The sequence below is a fragment of the Calditrichia bacterium genome (assembly GCA_020634975.1).
GTDB lineage: Bacteria > Calditrichota > Calditrichia > RBG-13-44-9 > J075 > JACKAQ01.
Genome location: JACKAQ010000001.1, coordinates 1,397,244 through 1,416,505, shown reverse-complemented (window position 1 = coordinate 1,416,505; position 19,262 = coordinate 1,397,244). Strand labels below are relative to the sequence as shown.

Sequence of the window (19,262 nt, the reverse complement as noted above, 5' to 3'; positions counted from 1 at the left end):
AATGTCCGATTTTACGGGTGTAATAGAAATAAAAAACTGAAAACGTGATACAATGAAAAGAAATATACTCTGTTTTGGAGAGATTTTGTGGGATGCTTTGCCTCACGGTTTGTTTTTGGGCGGAGCGCCCTTTAATGTTGCCTGTCATTTGCAACAGTTGGATCAAAACGTTGCATTTGCCAGCCGGATTGGCGCCGATGAACTGGGCAAACAGGTGCGAAACCGTATTGCAGCTAAAGATATTTCCTGTGAATTAATCCAGATTGACAGCACACATCCCACTGGCATTGTAAATGTGGATCTCACTCAAAAAGAAAACCCTGTTTACACCATTGAGCAACCGGCAGCATGGGATTTTATCGATCTGGATAATGCTTTGGATGCTGCGGCGCAGAACTGCGATGTGCTGGTTTTCGGAAGTTTGGCGCAGCGTCATCCGCAATCCCGGGAAACGGTTGAACAACTGCGACACCGCAGCAAACTGAATGTATTTGATGTCAATTTGCGCCCGCCGTTTGATGACCAGTCGATTGTCCAGAAATCGTTGGAGGATTCTCAGATTGTAAAAATGAACGAAGCTGAATTGCAAACGCTGACCAAATGGTTCGGGTTACCGGCGAGCCTGAAAGGGGGGATGATAGCTGTTGCCCAAACATTCGATTGCCAAACCGTTTGCGTCACCTGCGGTGCTGATGGCAGTGCGCTGCTGCACAACGGCGAGTGGGTTCGCCATCCTGGATTCCGGGTGGAAGTGAAAGACACCATCGGTGCCGGCGATTCTTTTTGGCTGCATTGCTCAGCGGAATTTTGGCTGATCGCAGCAATGAAGAAATTTTATCCTTTGCCGGAGCGGTAGGCGCATATATCGCAACGCAGGACGGCGCAACCGCCAAAATCGATGTTGAAACGGTACGCATGCTTCAACAAAGCTGAAAAATAAAATTCGGTCAACCGGATAAAAAAACTTCAAAATCCCATAGTGCAAAGTTTGCTATTTCGAATAAAAACAATAGTTTTTGATGCATATTCTGCACATTTTTAATGCTTCCGAATGAACTGCCAGATAAGCACTTGTTTCCCACATTTGCACTTCTTACATTTTCTTCACCGTCGCCAAATTGATCATTTACTGTTGTAATTTGATAGATAGACCAAACAAAAAAACATGTTTTTCAAGGCAAACCATTGGCGAAATTTTCTGATAACAAATTTATAGGCATCGATTGTTTGGCGCTGCCGGAAAAATTTTCCGGTGCCGCATTTTACATCTATTATTTGACAACCGGCATTCTCGCTGCGTCGCGGGCGCATCCGGTTGCGGTGATTTGCAAGCCCCAACATGCCCCGTTGTTTGAACCGCACCTCTCTTTTGGCGACAAAATTTTGACAGTTCCGCTACGCAACCAGGTCGAAAAACTGGCGTTTTACGAATTCCGGCTCAAACAATTGTTGTTGCGTGAAAATATTTGTTTGTTTTATGCGACCCACTATCTCTGTCCGCCGCGGGATGAACAGTACAAAATCATCAACACCGTTCACGATATGGGGTTTTTGCGCTATCCTCAATATTATCCGCTAGTTAAAAGATTTTATTTTGGCATGCGAATGCGCAATGTTTTGAATCGCGCCGATCAATTGGTAGCGGTTTCCAAATCTACGGCAGCGGCGATTTGCGGTGAATTTCCGGAATTGGCGCAGAAGATTTCGGTGGGGTATCCGGGAACGGATCATTTTAATAGCGTTGCAAATGGTGCTGCACCGATCGCCAACGGAAAACCGCAAGCACCATTTATTCTGGCGGTGAACACTTTTGAAATACGCAAAAATATTCCCTTCATTATCCGGCTGTTCGAACATTTGAAGCGGGAATTGCGATTACCGCACCAACTGATGCTGGTCGGTCAGCCGGCAAACGATTTCCGCCGTGTGATGAATTGTGTGGCGCAATCGCCATTCAAAAATGAGATTACGGTAACCAACTGGATCAGCAACGAAAAACTGGTGGAGTGCTATCGTCACTGCGATTTTTTTATCAACGCGTCTGCGTACGAGGGATTCGGCTTCACGCCTTTTGAGGCAATCAGCAGCGGTTGTCCGGTGTTTCTGTTCAAAAATAATACGGTTGCGGAAATTTTCGGCGATCACCCATATGTGATTGATAATTATGATGTTGAATCGTGGAAAACAATCATCGATTTGGCAATCCGATCCGGTTTTGCGGAGAAAATATCTGCCCGGCAAATCAGCCATCTCACTTGGCAGCGCGCCGCCGAAACCGTGATGCCGCTCATTCACCAAACCATTTCAACAAGGGAAAACAGCTTTGTATCATAAGGAAATTTTGGCAACGATCAATCTGGCGCATCATTTTGAGAGCGCATACAGTGCAGATCAGGTGTTTCGCTATCTGCGCGTGCCTATCGAGCGGCGGAAATTCGACACTATTCTTGGCGAATTGCAACAGGATGGTGCGGTTGTTGAACAGGAAAATGCCCTGTTCACCCGCGAATTGTTGAACGCATATCGCCAAAAACGGCAATGGAGCCGCAACCTGTTCCGCAACAATCGCCGATATTTGAGCCTGATTTCCAAAATGCCGTTTGTGAAATTTATGGCGCTCACCGGCGCCAACGCCTTCGAATCCTGCCAGCGCGAAGATGATGTCGATCTGTTCATCATCACCCGGAAAAACCGGCTGTGGCTCTGTTATGTGGCGCTGGTGGTGCTCTGCAAACTGCTCAACAAACGCGATATTTTATGCATCAATTATCTGGTGGACGAAACGAATTTGCAATTCCACACGCATGATTATTTTACGGCGGTTCAGATCATGCATATGGTTCCGCTGGTTGGCTGCGAAATGGGCGAAACGATCATCGCGAACAATCGCTGGATGTTTGATTATTTGCCGAACGCTGCGCCGTCGCTGTTCCAAAACGGGTTTTACCGGCTGGAAAACGGCGAAAGCCGCCCCAAAAAACGTGGCAACGGCTTTGCAATTCTCACCAAATTGAACCGGCTGATTTACCGAAAATACGCGGCGCGATTGCAGAAAAAATATCCGGCAGCGTTCGGCAAATCCATTGTTTTGGGCGAGGGCGTTGCCAAACTCAACCGCATCGATCATCACGATATTTATGATGACATTTACGCGGAAATTTACCGCAAATTGGCGATGGAAGTGTCCGCATGAAAATTCTGGTGAGCCATTCATTTTTCCTACATTTGGATGCGAAGGAGGCGAAAAATCGCAAGCCGTATCCGCCGTTGGCGTCGATTACGCTGATTGCCTGGCTGAAACAGGAATTGGGATTGGACGCTGAATTTTACGATGTGATGTTCGATGAAAATCCCGCCGGACTGGTCGCTGCGATTCGCGAATGTCAACCGGACGTGTTCATTTTATACGATGACGATTTCAACTTTTTGACCAAAATGTGTCTCGAAAACATGCGCGACGCCATTTTTGCAGCGCTGGCGGAGTCGCCGAAAACCGGGCTGTTTATCGCGCATGGCTCGGATGCTTCGGATCAGGCGGAAGCGTATCTCAACGCCGGATTTGACGTGATTGTCCACCGCAACGCGGAAAAAACAGTGGTCGATTTGCTGCTCAACTACCGTGAAAATCCGAATCCGGCGGCATATCGCGAGTTGCCGGGCATCTCGTTTTTGGATGATTTGCAAGTGGTTCACCAGCCGCAAACCAAAACCAATTTACCGATGGAATTTGCGCCGATGCCCGCATGGGCAAAAATCGATCTCACGCCATATCGAGCGATGTGGCGATCGGCGCACGGATATTTTTCGCTGAACGTGTCCACTTCGCACGGCTGCCCGTTTCGCTGCAACTGGTGCGCAAAACCGCTGTATGGCAGAACCTACAAAGCCATTTCGCCGCGACGCGCTGCGGCGGAATTTGCATTCGTTGCCCTCGAACTGCACGCCGACCAGATTTGGGTGACCGACGATATTTTTGCCCTCAAACCCGGCTGGATCAGCGAATTTGCCGACGAAATGGCTGCGCTCAACGTGCGCATTCCTTACAAATGCCAGAATCGCGCGGACCTGATCACCGAAACGATGGCGGCGGAACTCGCCCGCTCCGGCTGCGCGGAAGTGTGGCTCGGCGTGGAGTCCGGCTCGCAGCGCATTCTCGACGCGATGGACAAGGATGAAAACATTGAATCGATCAAAACAGCCAGCCGCCTGCTCAAAAAACATGGCGTTCAGGTGGGATTTTTTCTGCAATACGGCTATCTCGGCGAAGATTTTTCGGACATCCGCCAAACGCTGGCGCTGGTGCGCGAATGCCTGCCGGATCACATCGGCATTTCCGTGTCGTATCCGCTGAAGGGCACGCCGTTTTACGAAACCGTGGCGGCGCAAATGGGGCAGAAAAAAAACTGGCGCGACAGCGGCGATCTGGCAATGATGTATCGCGGCACCTATCACCCGGAATTTTACCGGGCGTTGCACAGCTACACCCACCATTATTTCGGGTTCGTGTCGCTGCTGCGCTCACAACCGCTGACCAAACGCATCAAACGCGTCGCCGCGCAAATCCGGCACATTCCGGGCATGCTCAAATACAAACGCATCATGAAAGCGTATCTATGAAAGTGCTGTTGACCCACACCTATTTTTTGGCGGAAGATGCGCACGAGCAGCAAATTATGAAGCCGTATCCGCCGTTGGGATTGTTGTATTTGTCCGCGTATCTCAAAGAAAATCAAATAGATGTATCGGTTTACGATACCACGTTTTCCACGTACGATGAACTGGTTCGCCACATCGACGAACAGCGTCCGGCGGTGCTGGGCATCCACTGCAATTTGCTCACCAAATTTACGGTGATGCGGCTGATCCAACATTGTCAATTACGCGGCATCATTTCCATTTTGGGCGGACCGGACGCCGCTACCCAGGTAGCGGAATTTTTGAATTACGGCGCGGATATCATCGTTTCCGGTGAGGGCGAAATTCCGCTGCTCGCGGTGCTGAAACGGCTGGAAACGCACGCTCCGACCGATCTCGGCGATATTCCCAACGTGAGCTACAAAACCGCGAACGGGCAGGTGATCCAAAATCCCCGGCAAGCCAGCCGCCTCCGGCTCGACGATTTCCCGCTGCCCGATCGTGATGCCATCGATCTCGAAAAATATCTTGGCACGTGGGAAAAATATCACGGGCAGCGCTCGATTTCGCTGATCACCGCGCGCGGCTGCGCATTCACCTGCAAATGGTGCAGTCACTCGGTTTACGGGCACACCCATCGTCGGCGGCGACCGGAAAATGTGGTTGCGGAAATTCAATCGCTGGTCAAACGCTATCGCCCGACTCACCTGTGGTTTGCGGATGACGTGTTCACCGTGAACAAACATTGGCTGAAAAAATTCACCGGATTGATGCGGGACGCGGGCATTCACCTGCCGTTCGAGTGCATCGCCCGGGCGGACAAATTTGATGAAGAAATTGCAATCTTGTTGAAAGATTTGGGCTGTTACCGGGTCTGGTTTGGCGCGGAATCCGGCAGCCAGAAAATTCTCGATGCGATGTCGCGCGGCGTCACCAAAGCGGAAATCGCCGACGCGACGCGCTGGTGCCAGCAAAACGGATTGCAGGCGGGCTATTTTGTGATGTTCGGATATCCCGGCGAAGCGATCGAAGATATGTACGAAACCATCGAATTTGTGCGCGACCAACAGCCGGATATTTATCTGACCACCGTCGCCTATCCGTTGCGCGGCACCGCGCTGTTCGATGAGGTGAAATCGCAGGTGAAATATCAAAACGGTTGGGAAACGCATTTGCAGCGGGAACTGGATATTCGCGGACGATTTACCGCGCCGCTCTATCAGTGTGCCGTCAAAAAATTAGCCAGCGAATACCGGCGACGACAGCTCAAATCGTCGCCACAGGAACTGCCGAAACGGGTGTATCACGCGCTCCGTTCGGTTTACATGGATTTCCGGATTCGCCGGTTGGCGCATCTCAAAACGTAATAAATGTCATTATTCGCGGTCTGGCGTACCCAAAAGAATGTCATTCCTGCGCATGCAGGAATCTCAAGAAACCATTTTTTATATTATTAATAAACAATAGCTTATGACAGTTGTCGCCAAAACATTTGACAGCTACGCAACGGGTTATGCGGACAAATTCAATCGCAATCAGATTGGTATTTACCAACGCGAACGGGTGCAGGTGGAAATTGCCCCGTATTTGCAACCCGGAACAGCGGTGTTGGATGTCGGCTGCGGTCCCGGTTCGGATTTTGGGTTTTATCGCTCAAAAAATCTGATGATTGATGCGATGGATATTTCCGAAAAAATGGTGGAATTGGCGCGACAAAATGCCGCTCAACTCGGTCTGTCGGCAACCGTTTCGCATTGCGATTTGCTGGATTTTTGGACTGGCAAAACCTACGATGTGATCGTGCTGAATTTCGGCGTCATTAACGCAATGGCGGATACCGATGCGGCGTTTGAAAAACTGCAACACCTGCTGAAACCGGACGGCGTTCTGGCAATTGTGGCAATGCCGCCGTTTCATCTGTTCTCGGCTTTGGGTGATTTTCTTTCGCTGCGATTGCGAACAGTTTATCGACGTATCATTTTGAAAAAACTGAATTTGGCGAACGGAATGACGGTGCGCTATTTTGCCAAAAACACATTTCTGCGACATTTCGAATTGATCAAAAAAATAAATCTCTGCGCGGTTTTGCCAACGCCGGATCAGTACCAACAATCCGTTTTTGCGCGATCGATTGCCAAAATGTTGCTGCCGGTTGACCGGGCAATTGCTGAAAGAATCCCCGACGCATTCGGCGGCGATCACGTTTGTTACCTGCTGCGAAAGGGACGCATCCGATGATCGCGTTTGACACCGCTCGCCGGATTGACCGGAAAATCGGCAAACCGCTGTGCGGCATTGTGGGCTTGTTGCGGCGTTTTCGCGGGAAAAAAAACGTCCCGAACGAGCGCATTCGCAAAATTTTGATTATCAAAATGTGGGGGCTTGGCACGATTGTGCTGGCGAGTCCGGTATTCGCGAACCTGAAACGCAACCTGCCGGATTGCGAAATTTACTTCATGACCCTGCGGCAAAATCGCGATATGTACGAAGGCAGCCCGCACATCGATGGCGCGGTATATTTCGATATGTCAGGCTGGCTTCGGGCGCTGCGATCGTTCCTGAAACTTGTTGTCTGGATGTGGCGGCAGCAGTTCGATGTGGTATTCGATTTTGAGATCGGTTCGCGATTTACCGCCCTGCTCACTGCCGCAAATTTGCGGAGCATGACCATCGGATACGCGCCGGCTGGCAGCGGAAAAAACGTTTTCGACATCACGATTCCCTATATTGAATCGACCCACATGACCCGCATTTATCTGCGTTCGCTGGACGCGCTGAACATGAAAATTTACGATGAACGACTGCTCAAACTGCCAATAAAAATCGAGGAAAAACAATATGTTAACGATTTTGTCAAATCGCAGCGATTGAGCAATTTTGTGGCGTTTAATCCTAACACCAGCGATCTGGCGATCGAACGGCTATGGCCGCCGGAATACTTTGCCGAACTCGGTAAACGACTGCTCGACACGTTTCCGGATTTGCAAATTGTGCTCATCGGCGCAAAGGCAGATGTTGTACGGGTAATGGGGTTGCAAAAAAGTATCGAAATCTCCGATCGTGTGGTGTCAACCGCCGGGAAATTCACGATTCGCGAAACGACCGAATTGCTCAGCCATGCCCGGGTGCTGGTCAGCAACGACTCCGGTCCGATGCATTTGGGCGTCGTCGCCGGTGTGCCGACCGTCGGTTTGTTCGGACCGGAAACGCCGGTGTTATACGGTCCGCGGGGTGACAATCACATCGCGATTACAGCTGGAGAAATGTGCAGCCCCTGTATTTCTGTGTATAACGAAAAAGTGGTGGATTGCTGCAGAGGCGTCGTTTGCATGAAAAATATTTCGGTGGAATCGGTGTTTCAGGCGGTCGTCGAGCGATTGGCTGCCGTGCAACCAAACGTAACATTCCGTGAATTTTCTGAATTACCACTCACCAAACAACGCATCGATTCATGATCAATTTCAAAAAAATGATACCGCTTTTTTCAGCTAACGATCAAAAATTGCAATGTTTTCTGCTGGTTTTGCTGTCGATGTTTACGATAAAAATTGGTGTGATTCCGGCATGGAACAGCGTCAATTCCGATTTTCCTAACTATTATATTTCCGCCAGATTGCTGACGGAAGGTGCTGATTTTAAAAACGTTTACGATGATGATTGGTTCAACGCGAAAATTCGGGAAAACGGCATTGAGCAACAGGGCAAATTTTCGCCATTTCCTCCGGCAACTGCATTCGTAATGCTCCCGCTGACCCCGTTTTCGCCACTGACTGCCAAACGCATCTGGACAGTTGTTAACATCGTTTTGCTCGGCGCAAATGTTTGGCTGCTGCAAAAAATCACTGGCTGGCAACTGGTTGCGAGTGCAAATTTTTTGCTGCTCAGCGGCATCGGATTGATCAACAATTTCCGGTTTGGGCAACTGTATTTGCTACTGCTATTTGTCATTTTGCTGAGCTATCGGTGTGTTACCCTCCGGCGGCAGACTGCCGCCGGAGGGTTGCTCGGGCTCGGCGCAGCTGTCAAATATGTGCCGGTAGTGTATCTGGCGGGCTTTGCAATTAACCGCAATTGGCGAACGCCGTTCGCCGGGATGCTGGCAATTTTTGGCGTTACCGCAATCGAAATTATTGTTTTTGGCAGCGATGTGTATCGATACTTTTTTGCAGAAGTGCTGCTGCCCCATCTGGACGGACGATTGTCTTCGCAAGATCCGTACGCGATTGCCTTTCAATCGTGGAACACCTTTTTCCGGCATGTTTTTGTGGCGGATGTTGCATCGAATCCCGCGCCGCTGATTGATTGGGCGGCTGGCTACCGCATCGGTAAATTGATTGTCACTGCCGCAGTTGCCGGATTGACCGGATTTGCGATGTGGCGGCTGCACCGCACAAATCACCCGAGCCGGCTGGCGCTGGATCTCGCCATAATCGGCATCGCTGCGATGTTGCTGCTCCCGGCAACCGCAACCTATCATTTTCTGCTGCTGGCGTTTCCGGTGGCGCTGTTCCTCAGCCATTTACGCGACGAATCCCAATTTTCAGCGAGGTTTTTGATTTTGGGCAGCTACGCCGCCATCGGGTTTGTCACGCTGATTCCTTTCACCCGTTGGAAATATTCGGGGTGGGAAATTCTGCTGGCATTCCCGCGATTGTGGCTGATGACAGTGCTGTTTGGCGCAGCAATTTGGACGATTCGCAATGACCGGCGCGATGAGAGCTAAATCGTTATTAAATCGCAGCTTACTGGTTGCCGGGCACTCGGTGAATCAGTTGCTTCCGGCGATAACCGGGATTCTGACATCGCTGCTGGTGATCCGTTTTGGCTCAATTTCGCTGTGGGGCGAATTCGTTTATGTGACGGTTGTTTTCTCGATTGTCAACAGCGTAATCGGTTGGGGAAACAAGGAATTTTTATTGCGATCGTTCAGCCGCGCGCCGCGAAGTATCGACAAATTTTGGCAGCGATCGGTGATTGCGCGACTGCCGTTGCTCCTTCTGATTGTGCCTGTGCTGTTTATTTTTACCGGAATTGGCTGGCACGGAATCGCATTTGCTGCGCTGTGGGGCGTTGCGGTTTTTGTGCATCAGTCATTCGAATCGCTGGTGATGTTTCACAAACGATTCACGGTCGCTGCGACGCTCGAAGTCATTGCGGCAGTGGTTTTGCTCGCTGAAATTGTCTGGCTCCGCGATCGATTGACACTCGATGTGCTGTTGCTGATTTTCACGATTCCGGCGTGGCTGAAAGCGATTGCTATTGCCATTTATTTCCGCAAACAAGCGTTCGCCAACTGGATCGGCAAATTTGATGCGGCATTTTTTCGCGATGCGCAATTGTTTTTTCTGCTCACGCTCGTCGGGCTGCTGGAAATAAAAATTGACCTGTTGTGCATCAATTATTTTTTGCCAAAAAGCGAGGTCGGGCGATACCAGGTGCTGATCATGTTCCTGATTTATCTGAAAAATGCCGGATTTTTCCTGACCGCGCCGTTCATCAAAAATATTTACCGGATGAATCGCGCGTCGCTGCACAAACTACGAAATCGATTGTTTACTTTTGGCGCACCACTGTTGCTGATTGGCATCGCCGCGATTTTTGTTGCGCTGAGCCAAATTTACGGCTTTAATTTCAGTTGGGACATTTATCTGTTGGGCTATTTATTTGCGGTGCCGCATTTGCTGTATCTTATTGAAACGTATCAACTTATCCGCGAGTCGCGCGAGCGAATTGTGCTGATGGTTTCAATCGCCGGGATCGGCTGCAACCTGTTGCTCAACATGCTGCTGATCCCGCAATTCGGGCTGACAGGCGCGATTTTTTCCAGCGCCATCAGCCAATGGATGATTCTCATTTTGTATCGCCGCAGCGAAGATTCATTTAACCGCAGAGGACACGGAGGATACAGAGAAAATAGAGCGTTTTTGAATTAATTTATCCTTTAATGCAGAAATTCCTTCAAAGGAACTCTGCTATCTCCGCGCCCTCAGCGGTTAATCTTTTAAATAAAACGCCAAAACCAACGGTTTGAAAATGAACAAAGTGATACTTTTTAACCCTCGCGCAGCCCATCACAACGTGCGGATTCCCAACTCAATTTTGCAATTGGGCGCCGCAATCGAGGGGAAATTTGAGTACGAATTTGTTGATGGCAATCGCGAAAACGATCCGTGGCAGCGCATTGAATCGTTGTTGCAAACCGGCGAATTTCGCTATTTTGGCTGCACGGCAATGCCCGCAATGCAGCTCAAACAAGCGATTCCTTTTTCCCAAAAAATCCGTACACAATTTCCGGAAATAGTGATTATTTGGGGCGGTTATTTTGCCAGCAACCAGCACAAATCTGTGCTCAATTCCGGCTTTGTGGATTACGTGGTGGACGGTCCCGGGGACATCGCATTTCCAAAATTACTCACTGCCTTGGCGGAAAATCAGCCGCTCGATGCCATCGAAAATCTCATTTTCAAACGTGACGGAAACATCATTCGAAATGCCCGGGAAGCGTTGCTGGATCAGGATTCTCTGCCGCCGTTGCCATACGAAAAACTGAATCGCGCGTATTCGATCGACGGCTATTTGGGGCGCACATATCTGGGGCGAAAAACGCTGGCGTATCACTCCAGTATGGGTTGTCCGTTTTCCTGCTCGTTTTGTGCGGTAGTGCCGATTTACAACGCCCGCTGGCGCGGAAAATCCGCCAAAAATATTTACAGCGATGTCAAATTTTTGAAAGAAAATTACGGCGCGGACGCCATCGAATTTCACGACAACAATTTTTTTGTGTCGGAAAAACGCACGGTTGAATTTGCGAATCTGATTGCGCCGGAAAACATGGTGTGGTGGGGTGAAGCCCGCATCGATACGCTCAACAAATACAGCGACGATTCGCTGCGGCGGATGCGCGACTCCGGTTGCAAAATGATATTTTTCGGCGCGGAAACCGGCAACGATGCGGTGCTGCAGCAAATGAACAAAGGCGGCACGCAGTCCGGCGAACAAATCAAGGCTTTTGCGGCGCGGATGGCGCAATTCGACATCATCCCGGAGTATTCATTTGTCCTGGGCATGCCCGCCGATTCGCCGGAAAAAGTGATGCGCCAAATCGATGAAGATATTGAATTTATCAAAGAAATCAAGCGGATCAATCCGGCAACGGAAATCATCATTTATGTGTACAGTCCCGTGCCGACAGAGGGCTCCGAGCTATACGAACTGGCGAAAGAAAACGGCTTCAAATTCACTGAAAAACTGACCGACTGGCTCAACCCCGAATGGGAAAATTTTGATTTGCGCAAAAATCCGCTCACGCCCTGGCTCACACCGGAAATGGTCGACAAAATCCGCAATTTTGAAACGGTGCTGAACGCCTATCACCCGACGGTTTCGGACATCAAACTGAGCGCGTTCCAGCGCAAAACCATGCGGCTGATTTCCGCGCTGCGATACAAAACGAACCTGTTCCGCTGGCCATACGAACTGCGCTTTTTGCAGAGCCGCTGGCTGCGCTATCGCCAGCCGGAAATCGAGGGATTTTAGCGAAAATGCTCAGCCGAAAATTCATCAAACCGGTTGCGGATCGGTTGATTCGTCCGCTGATTTTGCGTTACACTGCCAGCGAGCGCGGCTATCGCTACGGCGATATTCGCATTCGCGTGAAACCGGGCGTGTTTCATCCGGGCTTCTTTTTTAGCACAAAAGTGCTGCTCAAGTATTTGAAAAAACTGGATTTGGATGAACAGCGATTTTTGGAGATCGGCGCAGGCAGCGGGCTGGTATCGCTGTTCGCCGCGAAACGCGGCGCAATCGTCACAGCAACAGACATCAGCGAAATTGCCTTTGCAAACATCGCAGAAAATGCTTTGCGAAACAGCGTAGAAATTGCCGTTATCCACTCCGATTTGTTCGAAAACCTGCCGCACCAACCGTTCGATGTTATCGTTGTAAACCCGCCGTTTTTTCCAAAAAATCCCCAAAATGAAGCGCAATTCGCATGGTATTGCGGCAAAAATCATGATTATTTTCATCGGTTTTTTGCACAGTTACCCACGTTCATTTCGCCGGAAACCACCGTGATGTTGATCCTTTCGGATGTTTGCGACATCGCCGAAATTCAGCAGATCGCCCGCGAAAACGGGCTGGCGATGACCACTGTTTTTCGGAAAAAAGTATGGTGGGAGACGAACACTATTTTCCGGATTGAGAAATCCGGCGCTCTCCGCTGAATTTTTGCAGTATATTTGTTAAGCGTTTGCCGGAAGTAGCATCGATTCTCGCTGATTGGTGCATCGAATCCATCGAAAATGACCAAAAATATCACAACCTTTATATTTTTGCACAGTATAAGTTAGCTGTTCTGCATCTATCGGAATTGTTGGTAGGCTAATTGCAAGTTTAATCCAACGCATTTGCAATTGCCATTATGACAAAAGGATATATGAATGTTTGATAAACATATTATTTCACTCATACTTAACAGCAGCATTTTTGCGAAAATCATTTTGGGAACGCTCCTCTTGCTTTCATTGATTGCATGGTCAATTTTTTTACAAAAACTGGCGCAAATGGGGGCTGTCATCCGGAGTTTGCGCAATAATGCAGACAAAAAATCATCGAACAATACGGCGGAAGCTTCGAATCAAACGATGGTTTTTCCCCAAAACAAAGTAACAATTCCGTTGATTCAGCAGGGTGAAACGGCGTTAAAATCAGCGGTGTCGGCGTTACGGAAATCGGCGGATTATTTGGGCGGATTGCAGCCGGATACGCTCGAACGGATGGTTCGGGAAGTGGATCCGATGTTCCGCGATGAGCTGAAACAACGGCTCGATATCGCTGTTGAAAAAGAAGTTGGGCAGATCGCCAACGGTATTTCTTTTTTGGGCACAACGATTACGATCAGTCCGTTTTTGGGATTACTGGGCACGGTTTGGGGCGTTATGGATGCATTTTTGAGCATCGGGATGAAAGGCAGCGCCGATCTGGCAACGGTTGCCCCGGGAATAGCTGAAGCGCTGATCACAACCATTGCCGGACTGGCAGTGGCGATTCCGGCGGTGTTTTGTTACAACCGGCTGAATAACCGGTTGCAGCTTGTTGAGGATGAAATGCATCACCTCAGCGGCGAAATTAACATATATTTTGGTCAACGGTGGTTCCATGAGAAAACGAAAATCCAACATGCTATCCGAAATAAACGTGACATCGTTAGTTGATGTTACGCTGGTTTTGCTGATAATTTTTATGATATCCGCGCCGTTTATCCGGGGTGGCGTAAAGCTCGATTTGCCTTCGGCGGAAATCCGGGAAAAACATCCTGCCAATGCAATTTCGGTGGCGGTTAACCAATACGGACAGGTGTATTTTGATCATCAAAATATATCTGATGAAGAATTAAGCCGTCGGTTAAGTGCCGTATTTTCAACAGCTTCGGATACGCCGGTTTTGCTGGAAGGCGATGCCGCCGCCAACTACGGGCGAATTATCGAAGTGATGGATGCCATCCGCAGCGCCGGTTTCGAGAATGTCGGTTTGGTGCTAAATACGCTGGATAAACGATGAAAAAAGCTGTATTGCTATCGGTTATCGGTCATTCACTGCTGCTGTTTTTGATTTGTGGATGGAGCATTTTCGCCGGGAAACCGTCCCGGCTGCAGGGCTATCCGAAAAAAATTTCGGCAACCCTGGTTCAAAGCAGCCCGGATTTGGCAAAACAATCTGTCCGGACACCGCGCCAACAGCAATCCCGTCCGCAGCCGCCGCAACCGAAAAAAACAATACCGCAAAAAACGGAACCGCCCCGGAGCAAACCGTCTGCAACATCCGAAAGCAGCGAAGCGCCACAACCGGAAGGCAGCACTGTTTCCACCGATGACCAAAGTTTTCCATTTCCGCAATATCTGGCGATGATCCAGAGCCGGGTGGAGCGCGAATGGCAAAAACCCCGAAAACCGACAGCCGGGATGCGCTGCGTGGTTAATTTTGAAATTGACCGTTATGGCAATTCCGGCAAGCTCAATTTGCAAATCAGCAGCGATGATCGTGAATTTGATTTTTCGGCGATGCAGGCGGTTGAGCGTGCCGCACCGTTTCCCCCGTTACCGCCGGCATATTCCCAACCAGTACTCAACGTGCATTTTGAATTTATTGCCAGAGATTAATTGTAAGTTTAAAAAAATCATATAAATGGATGCCAATGATAAATACCGCTGAATTAAAATGGATTCGATTTGTTACCGGTTTGCTGATGGCTTGCGCTGCATCAGTAACGGCTATTGCTCAGGAAAATGTGTATTTGCGCGCGGAGAGCAAAATGTTCGAGCGTATGCCGCTGATTATTCATCAAACAACCGCTGTGAATGTCGGGGATGAAAAATTTGTAAAAGAATTTATGAGCACTTTGCAAACGGATTTGTGGTATTCAAATGTTATCGAACCGCTAACCGCAGCCAATCGCAATAGCGATGATGCCGCCGGTTCCGGCAAAGCTGCAACATTTTATCTGGAAACGCAATTAAAGGGAGTCGGCGAAGAGCTAATTGCAGAATACGCAATAATGGAAGTTGGCACAGATCGTCCGGTTGCCCGGAACGAATTTCGGGGTTGCCGAAGTGCAGTGCGTTTGTTGGCACATTGGCTGGTGGATGATCTGGTATTTCAATTGACCGGGGAAAACGGTATCGCGAAAACCAGAATTTGCTTTGTTACTTCTGTTTATCATTACAAAGAAATTGGCGTTGTGGATTACGACGGGCACAATAAATCTTTTGTCACGCAAAATCGCGAACTGAACCTGACACCGGAATGGACAATTGACGGACAGCGGATAATTTTTACGTCTTACAAAAATCAAAATCCGGATTTATTCGATGTTGGCATTTCGGACAAAAAGGAATTTGCCTTTTTCAGTTCGCCGGGGCTGGAAACCTCACCGGCGATCTCGCCGGACGGGAAGGAGATTGCCTTTGTATCCACTAAAGATGGCAATGCGGAGATTTACGTTGTCAGCACCTCCGGCAGAAATTTACGCCGGTTAACGAATCACGGAAGTATCGATACATCGCCGGACTGGTCTCCGGATGGTCGCGAGATTGTTTTTTCATCGGATCGAACCGGAAAACCGCAAATTTATATAATGAATGCGGATGGCAGTAGTCAGCGCCGGCTGCCGGTTGATTTGGCGTATTGCGATTCGCCGGTTTGGTCACCAAAAGGCGACAGGATTGCATTTGTCAGCCGCAGCGATAGCGGTTTCGATATTTTTGTGTATCTGCCGGGCACCGGCGAGGTGCTGCAATTAACCGTAAGTCAGGGCAGCAACGAAGATCCCTGCTGGTCACCGGACGGGTTTCAGCTGGCTTTCAGTTCCACCCGGAACGCCGGGAAACGCGACATTTACACAATGTTTTGGGATGGTTCGCAGGTGTTGCGGTTGACTTTTTCCGGAAATTGCAGCAGCCCGTCCTGGTCGCCAAATTTCAGAAACAGCAGCGAATTGTCGTGTGAATAACACGCTTTTTTGAGCGATGCGCTCACAACTGCACCACTGTATCAATATTTTTTGGATCATTTTGCGGAAAGGGGAAACGGGAAAAATGTTCTAAATTCGTACATCGGAATCCATAATTTCTGTTTGGTTAAAAAGAATATTTACAACCCTTTAAAATATCTGGGAGATCAACCATGTGGCAACAACGTAAAATAGAATCTGTGATTACTATCCAAAAGAAAACGAAAAATTTTATTCGATTTGCGGGAATTTTATTGCTGGTCATTTCGATGGGATGTTCCGGCACGAAAAAAGAATTGCCGCCGCTGGATTTGGGTGAATCGCAACCGCAGCCGATTGAAAACACGACTCCTAAACCGGTGGAAACACAGCCGCAAACCTTACCGAAGCCGCAGGAAAAACCCACAGTTCCGCTAAGTTTGAACACCGTTTATTTTGATTATGATCAATCGGAACTTCGGGGGGATACTTATCGGGCGTTGGAGGACAATCTGGTTGTGCTTAAAGCATATCCCGAAGTGGATATTTTGCTCGAGGGGCACTGCGACGAACGCGGGACGGTTGAATATAACCTTGCATTGGGCGACCGGCGAGCCAATGCCGTTCGCTCGTTTTTGCTGAGCAGAGGCATTATCGGAAACAGGATTCAAACCGTCAGCTATGGGAAGGAACGCCCGCTCGATACGCGGCAAACCGAAGCCGCATATGCCCAAAACCGTCGCGTGGAGTTTGTTATCCGCAAATAGCGGGGTTAAAATTATTTGGGAAAAGCGACTTCTTGAGCCAGTTGACCGGAGCAAATCCCTTCAGCTGGCTCGTTGGTGGCCAAAGGGATTCCGAAAAACGACATTTCATGGTTTTGTCCAAATATTTACCAAATGGCTGTCCGGTAAAAACATCTCAAAATGTGGTTTGGGATTGCTGCCGTCGAATACAATTTTTGATGAGAATAACAATTTCTTTTCCCCAAAAAAAGCAACCCAATGCGGTGCCAACGGCTCTTGCTGCTGAACAATTCTGCTTCTTCTCCCCTCAACATCGATCAGGTCGAATGACCGGTTTCCCCAATAGGCTAACAGCAATTCGCCATTTTGATAGTCTGCATCAAAAATCTGGTTTCTGTTCAGGGGTGCATTTTGAACCGAATCCGGGGTTAAATTTTCCCATTGCTGAATAATTTTGCCCCGGTTGTCGGTTAGCCAACATTTGTCGTCACCTAATAGCAACAATTCATTTTCCGAGATAAATCGTACGCTTTTGATCACTTTGCCGATGTCAAAATAAATGGTTGGTTCACTCCCTTTCTTTAATTTGAAAATGGAGGGATATGAGCCAAATACAATTTCATCGTCATTATTCATAAAAAATCCGCCCTCGCCAATTCTCCAGCGATCCTCGAACCAATCCCACAGTTGCTCCGGTTTTTCTCCGACGCCAGTTTTCAGAATTCTTATCTCAAATTTCAGTGAACGTTGGATGAATCTTCTTTCGATGATATATATGGTTTCCGCACGATTATAGAGCATGAAATCACTCGCCTCAAATTCGGATGTGATAAATGGCTTTGGTTCGGAGCCTTTTTGCCACAGCATAATGCATGCGTGATGATTTGGGTCATCGATGGGATTAACATATGACCAAAGCACATGTTCTCCGGCAACGATCAAATTTCCGGTTGGGTGTGCCAGAATATCGGGGACAAAAAATGCGAATACCACGATTGTAAATAGTGCGATTTTTTTCATAATGAATTAAAATTTAGTGACCATTTTGCCAGCGTTTCTTTTGCTGTATCAGTTAACGGAGTGCTCCGTCCGCCATTGTTATCAACTTGAACAATTACGGTTTCGGCAGTGGCAACGCATGACCCATTTTGAAAAAGCTGTTGATAAAGATGGAGCGAACTGTTGCCGGTTTTCAATATCCCGGTTCCGATTTCTACCTGCCCAGGCCATTTTATTTCCTTTAAAAATGCCAGTTTAAGTGAAGCAATTACAAAGCTTGAGTTTGCAAAGAGAACAGGGAATTCAGCATTGTACAAAACTTCAACCCGGCCGGTTTCCAAAAAAGTGGAAAAAGTTGCGTTGTTGACATGTCCCTGCCGATCGGTATCGGCATATCGAATTTTGTCAAAAGTTTTCAATGGAAAATCATCAAGATTGAGCAATTCCATTCACTTCCTTTCTTTCGATTTGCGGTCATGTGTTTATCTCTGCAGCAATTCCATTGTGAAACCGTGCGGATTTCCGGGCCTATTATACAATTTTGATAAAGTATAATAGTTGAAACGCTCGTGCGCAAGATACGATTTTGCACATTATAATTGATCGATGCGGCTATCCGCGATCACTTCATTTTTGGAGGTCATGTAAAAAATACTTGACATTTATCAATGTGTCAAATATATTTTACACGACGTCAAAAATATTGGTCATAAAACTTGGAGATATTATGAATGCAACATTTGAAGAAAAAAGCGTATGGATCCAACTGTTAAGCCTGTTGGTAGTTCTCGGTTTGTATTTTGTTATTGCAACGAACATGATGTTGAGTGGAGTAACCCAGATTGCGGCGTTCATTCCGCTATTTGTTGTTTCGGTTATTTTGCTGGTGGTTATTCAGGTCGCCGGTCATGTTGTTGCTGCAATTGCCAACAAACCCGAAAGTCGTGATGAGCGGGATCAGCTCATCAAATGGCGTGCAGAGAGCAACGCCTCATGGATTTTGGGGGTGGGTGTCCTGGCGGCAATCGCTGGTTTGGTAGTATCTGATGAGACAGTCTGGATTGCGCATTTGCTGTTGTTTTCACTCCTGATTTCCGAAGTCGTTACGCTTGTTTTTCAAATTTATTATTATCAGAAGGGAATATAGCGTGAGCCAGTCAACATTCAGGATTCACAATCAGATCCGAACCCTTCGGTTCCATCATGGCGATATGACCCAGCAGGAATTGGCTGATCAGATTGGCGTAACACGGCAAACGGTAAATGCTATCGAGGGTGGCAAGTATTCCCCCTCACTAGAAGTAGCTTTTCGAATTGCGCAAGTCTTTAACAAACCGTTGGAAGATGTGTTTCAGTATGTTGCAAACCAGAAGTAGGTTGCTTTATCCTTATGCGCA

The 19,262-nt window shown here is 48.3% G+C and carries 20 protein-coding genes; 18 read left to right on the top strand and 2 right to left on the bottom strand.

Going from position 1 to position 19,262, the window contains the following annotated elements:
- Positions 1–52 precede the first annotated feature (52 nt).
- The 16 genes from H6629_05775 (at position 53) to pal (ending at position 16,887) form a co-directional block, all read left to right on the top strand.
- A complete protein-coding gene (locus H6629_05775) occupies positions 53–856 on the top strand; it encodes a carbohydrate kinase (GenBank protein ID MCB9067299.1) in 804 nt (267 codons plus the stop codon).
- Positions 857–1,185: 329 nt separating this feature from the next.
- Entirely contained in the window at positions 1,186–2,334 is a 1,149-nt protein-coding gene (locus H6629_05770) for a glycosyltransferase family 4 protein (GenBank protein ID MCB9067298.1), read from the top strand.
- Positions 2,324–3,193: a hypothetical protein gene (locus tag H6629_05765; GenBank protein ID MCB9067297.1), complete on the top strand. Its 870-nt coding sequence runs from the start codon at positions 2,324–2,326 to the stop codon at positions 3,191–3,193. Before H6629_05770 ends, H6629_05765 begins: the two co-directional genes overlap by 11 nt.
- The gene (locus H6629_05760) at positions 3,190–4,617 is read left to right on the top strand and encodes a B12-binding domain-containing radical SAM protein (GenBank protein MCB9067296.1); all 1,428 of its coding nucleotides are present in this window, start codon (positions 3,190–3,192) and stop codon (positions 4,615–4,617) included. Before H6629_05765 ends, H6629_05760 begins: the two co-directional genes overlap by 4 nt.
- Positions 4,614–6,002 (top strand): B12-binding domain-containing radical SAM protein, encoded by a 1,389-nt coding sequence (locus H6629_05755; GenBank protein MCB9067295.1) that lies wholly within the window; start codon positions 4,614–4,616, stop codon positions 6,000–6,002. Before H6629_05760 ends, H6629_05755 begins: the two co-directional genes overlap by 4 nt.
- Positions 6,003–6,105: 103 nt before the next feature.
- A complete protein-coding gene (locus tag H6629_05750) occupies positions 6,106–6,873 on the top strand; it encodes a class I SAM-dependent methyltransferase (GenBank protein ID MCB9067294.1) in 768 nt (255 codons plus the stop codon).
- On the top strand, positions 6,870–8,090 hold the full coding sequence (locus H6629_05745; protein MCB9067293.1) for a glycosyltransferase family 9 protein: 1,221 nt from the start codon (positions 6,870–6,872) through the stop codon (positions 8,088–8,090). The genes H6629_05750 and H6629_05745 overlap by 4 nt, the downstream gene beginning before the upstream one ends.
- Positions 8,087–9,358 (top strand): DUF2029 domain-containing protein, encoded by a 1,272-nt coding sequence (locus tag H6629_05740; protein ID MCB9067292.1) that lies wholly within the window; start codon positions 8,087–8,089, stop codon positions 9,356–9,358. The genes H6629_05745 and H6629_05740 overlap by 4 nt, the downstream gene beginning before the upstream one ends.
- Positions 9,336–10,568, top strand: coding sequence for a polysaccharide biosynthesis C-terminal domain-containing protein (locus H6629_05735; protein ID MCB9067291.1), 1,233 nt, complete (start codon positions 9,336–9,338; stop codon positions 10,566–10,568). Before H6629_05740 ends, H6629_05735 begins: the two co-directional genes overlap by 23 nt.
- Positions 10,569–10,668: 100 nt before the next feature.
- Positions 10,669–12,171: a radical SAM protein gene (locus H6629_05730; protein MCB9067290.1), complete on the top strand. Its 1,503-nt coding sequence runs from the start codon at positions 10,669–10,671 to the stop codon at positions 12,169–12,171.
- Positions 12,172–12,176: 5 nt separating this feature from the next.
- On the top strand, positions 12,177–12,857 hold the full coding sequence (locus tag H6629_05725; protein MCB9067289.1) for a methyltransferase: 681 nt from the start codon (positions 12,177–12,179) through the stop codon (positions 12,855–12,857).
- 216 nt (positions 12,858–13,073) lie between these two features.
- The gene (locus tag H6629_05720) at positions 13,074–13,847 is read left to right on the top strand and encodes a MotA/TolQ/ExbB proton channel family protein (protein ID MCB9067288.1); all 774 of its coding nucleotides are present in this window, start codon (positions 13,074–13,076) and stop codon (positions 13,845–13,847) included.
- On the top strand, positions 13,831–14,193 hold the full coding sequence (locus H6629_05715) for a biopolymer transporter ExbD (protein MCB9067287.1): 363 nt from the start codon (positions 13,831–13,833) through the stop codon (positions 14,191–14,193). Before H6629_05720 ends, H6629_05715 begins: the two co-directional genes overlap by 17 nt.
- Entirely contained in the window at positions 14,190–14,792 is a 603-nt protein-coding gene (locus H6629_05710; GenBank protein ID MCB9067286.1) for a TonB family protein, read from the top strand. The genes H6629_05715 and H6629_05710 overlap by 4 nt, the downstream gene beginning before the upstream one ends.
- A 35-nt stretch (positions 14,793–14,827) precedes the next feature.
- A complete protein-coding gene (locus H6629_05705) occupies positions 14,828–16,141 on the top strand; it encodes a PD40 domain-containing protein (protein MCB9067285.1) in 1,314 nt (437 codons plus the stop codon).
- A gap of 269 nt (positions 16,142–16,410) precedes the next feature.
- A complete protein-coding gene (gene pal, locus H6629_05700) occupies positions 16,411–16,887 on the top strand; it encodes a peptidoglycan-associated lipoprotein Pal (protein ID MCB9067284.1) in 477 nt (158 codons plus the stop codon).
- Between the two features lie 105 nt (positions 16,888–16,992).
- Here the strand turns inward: pal and H6629_05695 are convergent, their stop codons facing one another.
- Positions 16,993–17,886, bottom strand: a complete 894-nt coding sequence (locus H6629_05695; protein MCB9067283.1) for a hypothetical protein — start codon at positions 17,884–17,886, stop codon at positions 16,993–16,995.
- Positions 17,883–18,314, bottom strand: coding sequence for an acyl-CoA thioesterase (locus H6629_05690; GenBank protein ID MCB9067282.1), 432 nt, complete (start codon positions 18,312–18,314; stop codon positions 17,883–17,885). Before H6629_05690 ends, H6629_05695 begins: the two co-directional genes overlap by 4 nt.
- 278 nt (positions 18,315–18,592) lie before the next feature.
- Between H6629_05690 and H6629_05685 the strand changes: the two genes are divergently transcribed.
- Positions 18,593–19,012: a hypothetical protein gene (locus tag H6629_05685; GenBank protein ID MCB9067281.1), complete on the top strand. Its 420-nt coding sequence runs from the start codon at positions 18,593–18,595 to the stop codon at positions 19,010–19,012.
- Position 19,013: 1 nt separating this feature from the next.
- Entirely contained in the window at positions 19,014–19,241 is a 228-nt protein-coding gene (locus tag H6629_05680) for a helix-turn-helix transcriptional regulator (GenBank protein MCB9067280.1), read from the top strand.
- Positions 19,242–19,262: the final 21 nt, after the last annotated feature.

Coding starts and splice junctions, on each gene's coding strand:
- H6629_05775 (MCB9067299.1), top strand. CDS start 53: ATGAAAAGAAATATACTCTGTTTTGGAGAGATTTTGTGGGATGCTTTG.
- H6629_05760 (MCB9067296.1), top strand. CDS start 3,190: ATGAAAATTCTGGTGAGCCATTCATTTTTCCTACATTTGGATGCGAAG.
- H6629_05755 (MCB9067295.1), top strand. CDS start 4,614: ATGAAAGTGCTGTTGACCCACACCTATTTTTTGGCGGAAGATGCGCAC.
- H6629_05750 (MCB9067294.1), top strand. CDS start 6,106: ATGACAGTTGTCGCCAAAACATTTGACAGCTACGCAACGGGTTATGCG.
- H6629_05745 (MCB9067293.1), top strand. CDS start 6,870: ATGATCGCGTTTGACACCGCTCGCCGGATTGACCGGAAAATCGGCAAA.
- H6629_05740 (MCB9067292.1), top strand. CDS start 8,087: ATGATCAATTTCAAAAAAATGATACCGCTTTTTTCAGCTAACGATCAA.
- H6629_05735 (MCB9067291.1), top strand. CDS start 9,336: ATGACCGGCGCGATGAGAGCTAAATCGTTATTAAATCGCAGCTTACTG.
- H6629_05730 (MCB9067290.1), top strand. CDS start 10,669: ATGAACAAAGTGATACTTTTTAACCCTCGCGCAGCCCATCACAACGTG.
- H6629_05725 (MCB9067289.1), top strand. CDS start 12,177: ATGCTCAGCCGAAAATTCATCAAACCGGTTGCGGATCGGTTGATTCGT.
- H6629_05720 (MCB9067288.1), top strand. CDS start 13,074: ATGTTTGATAAACATATTATTTCACTCATACTTAACAGCAGCATTTTT.
- H6629_05710 (MCB9067286.1), top strand. CDS start 14,190: ATGAAAAAAGCTGTATTGCTATCGGTTATCGGTCATTCACTGCTGCTG.
- H6629_05705 (MCB9067285.1), top strand. CDS start 14,828: ATGATAAATACCGCTGAATTAAAATGGATTCGATTTGTTACCGGTTTG.
- pal (MCB9067284.1), top strand. CDS start 16,411: ATGGGATGTTCCGGCACGAAAAAAGAATTGCCGCCGCTGGATTTGGGT.
- H6629_05695 (MCB9067283.1), bottom strand. CDS start 17,886: ATGAAAAAAATCGCACTATTTACAATCGTGGTATTCGCATTTTTTGTC.
- H6629_05690 (MCB9067282.1), bottom strand. CDS start 18,314: ATGGAATTGCTCAATCTTGATGATTTTCCATTGAAAACTTTTGACAAA.
- H6629_05685 (MCB9067281.1), top strand. CDS start 18,593: ATGAATGCAACATTTGAAGAAAAAAGCGTATGGATCCAACTGTTAAGC.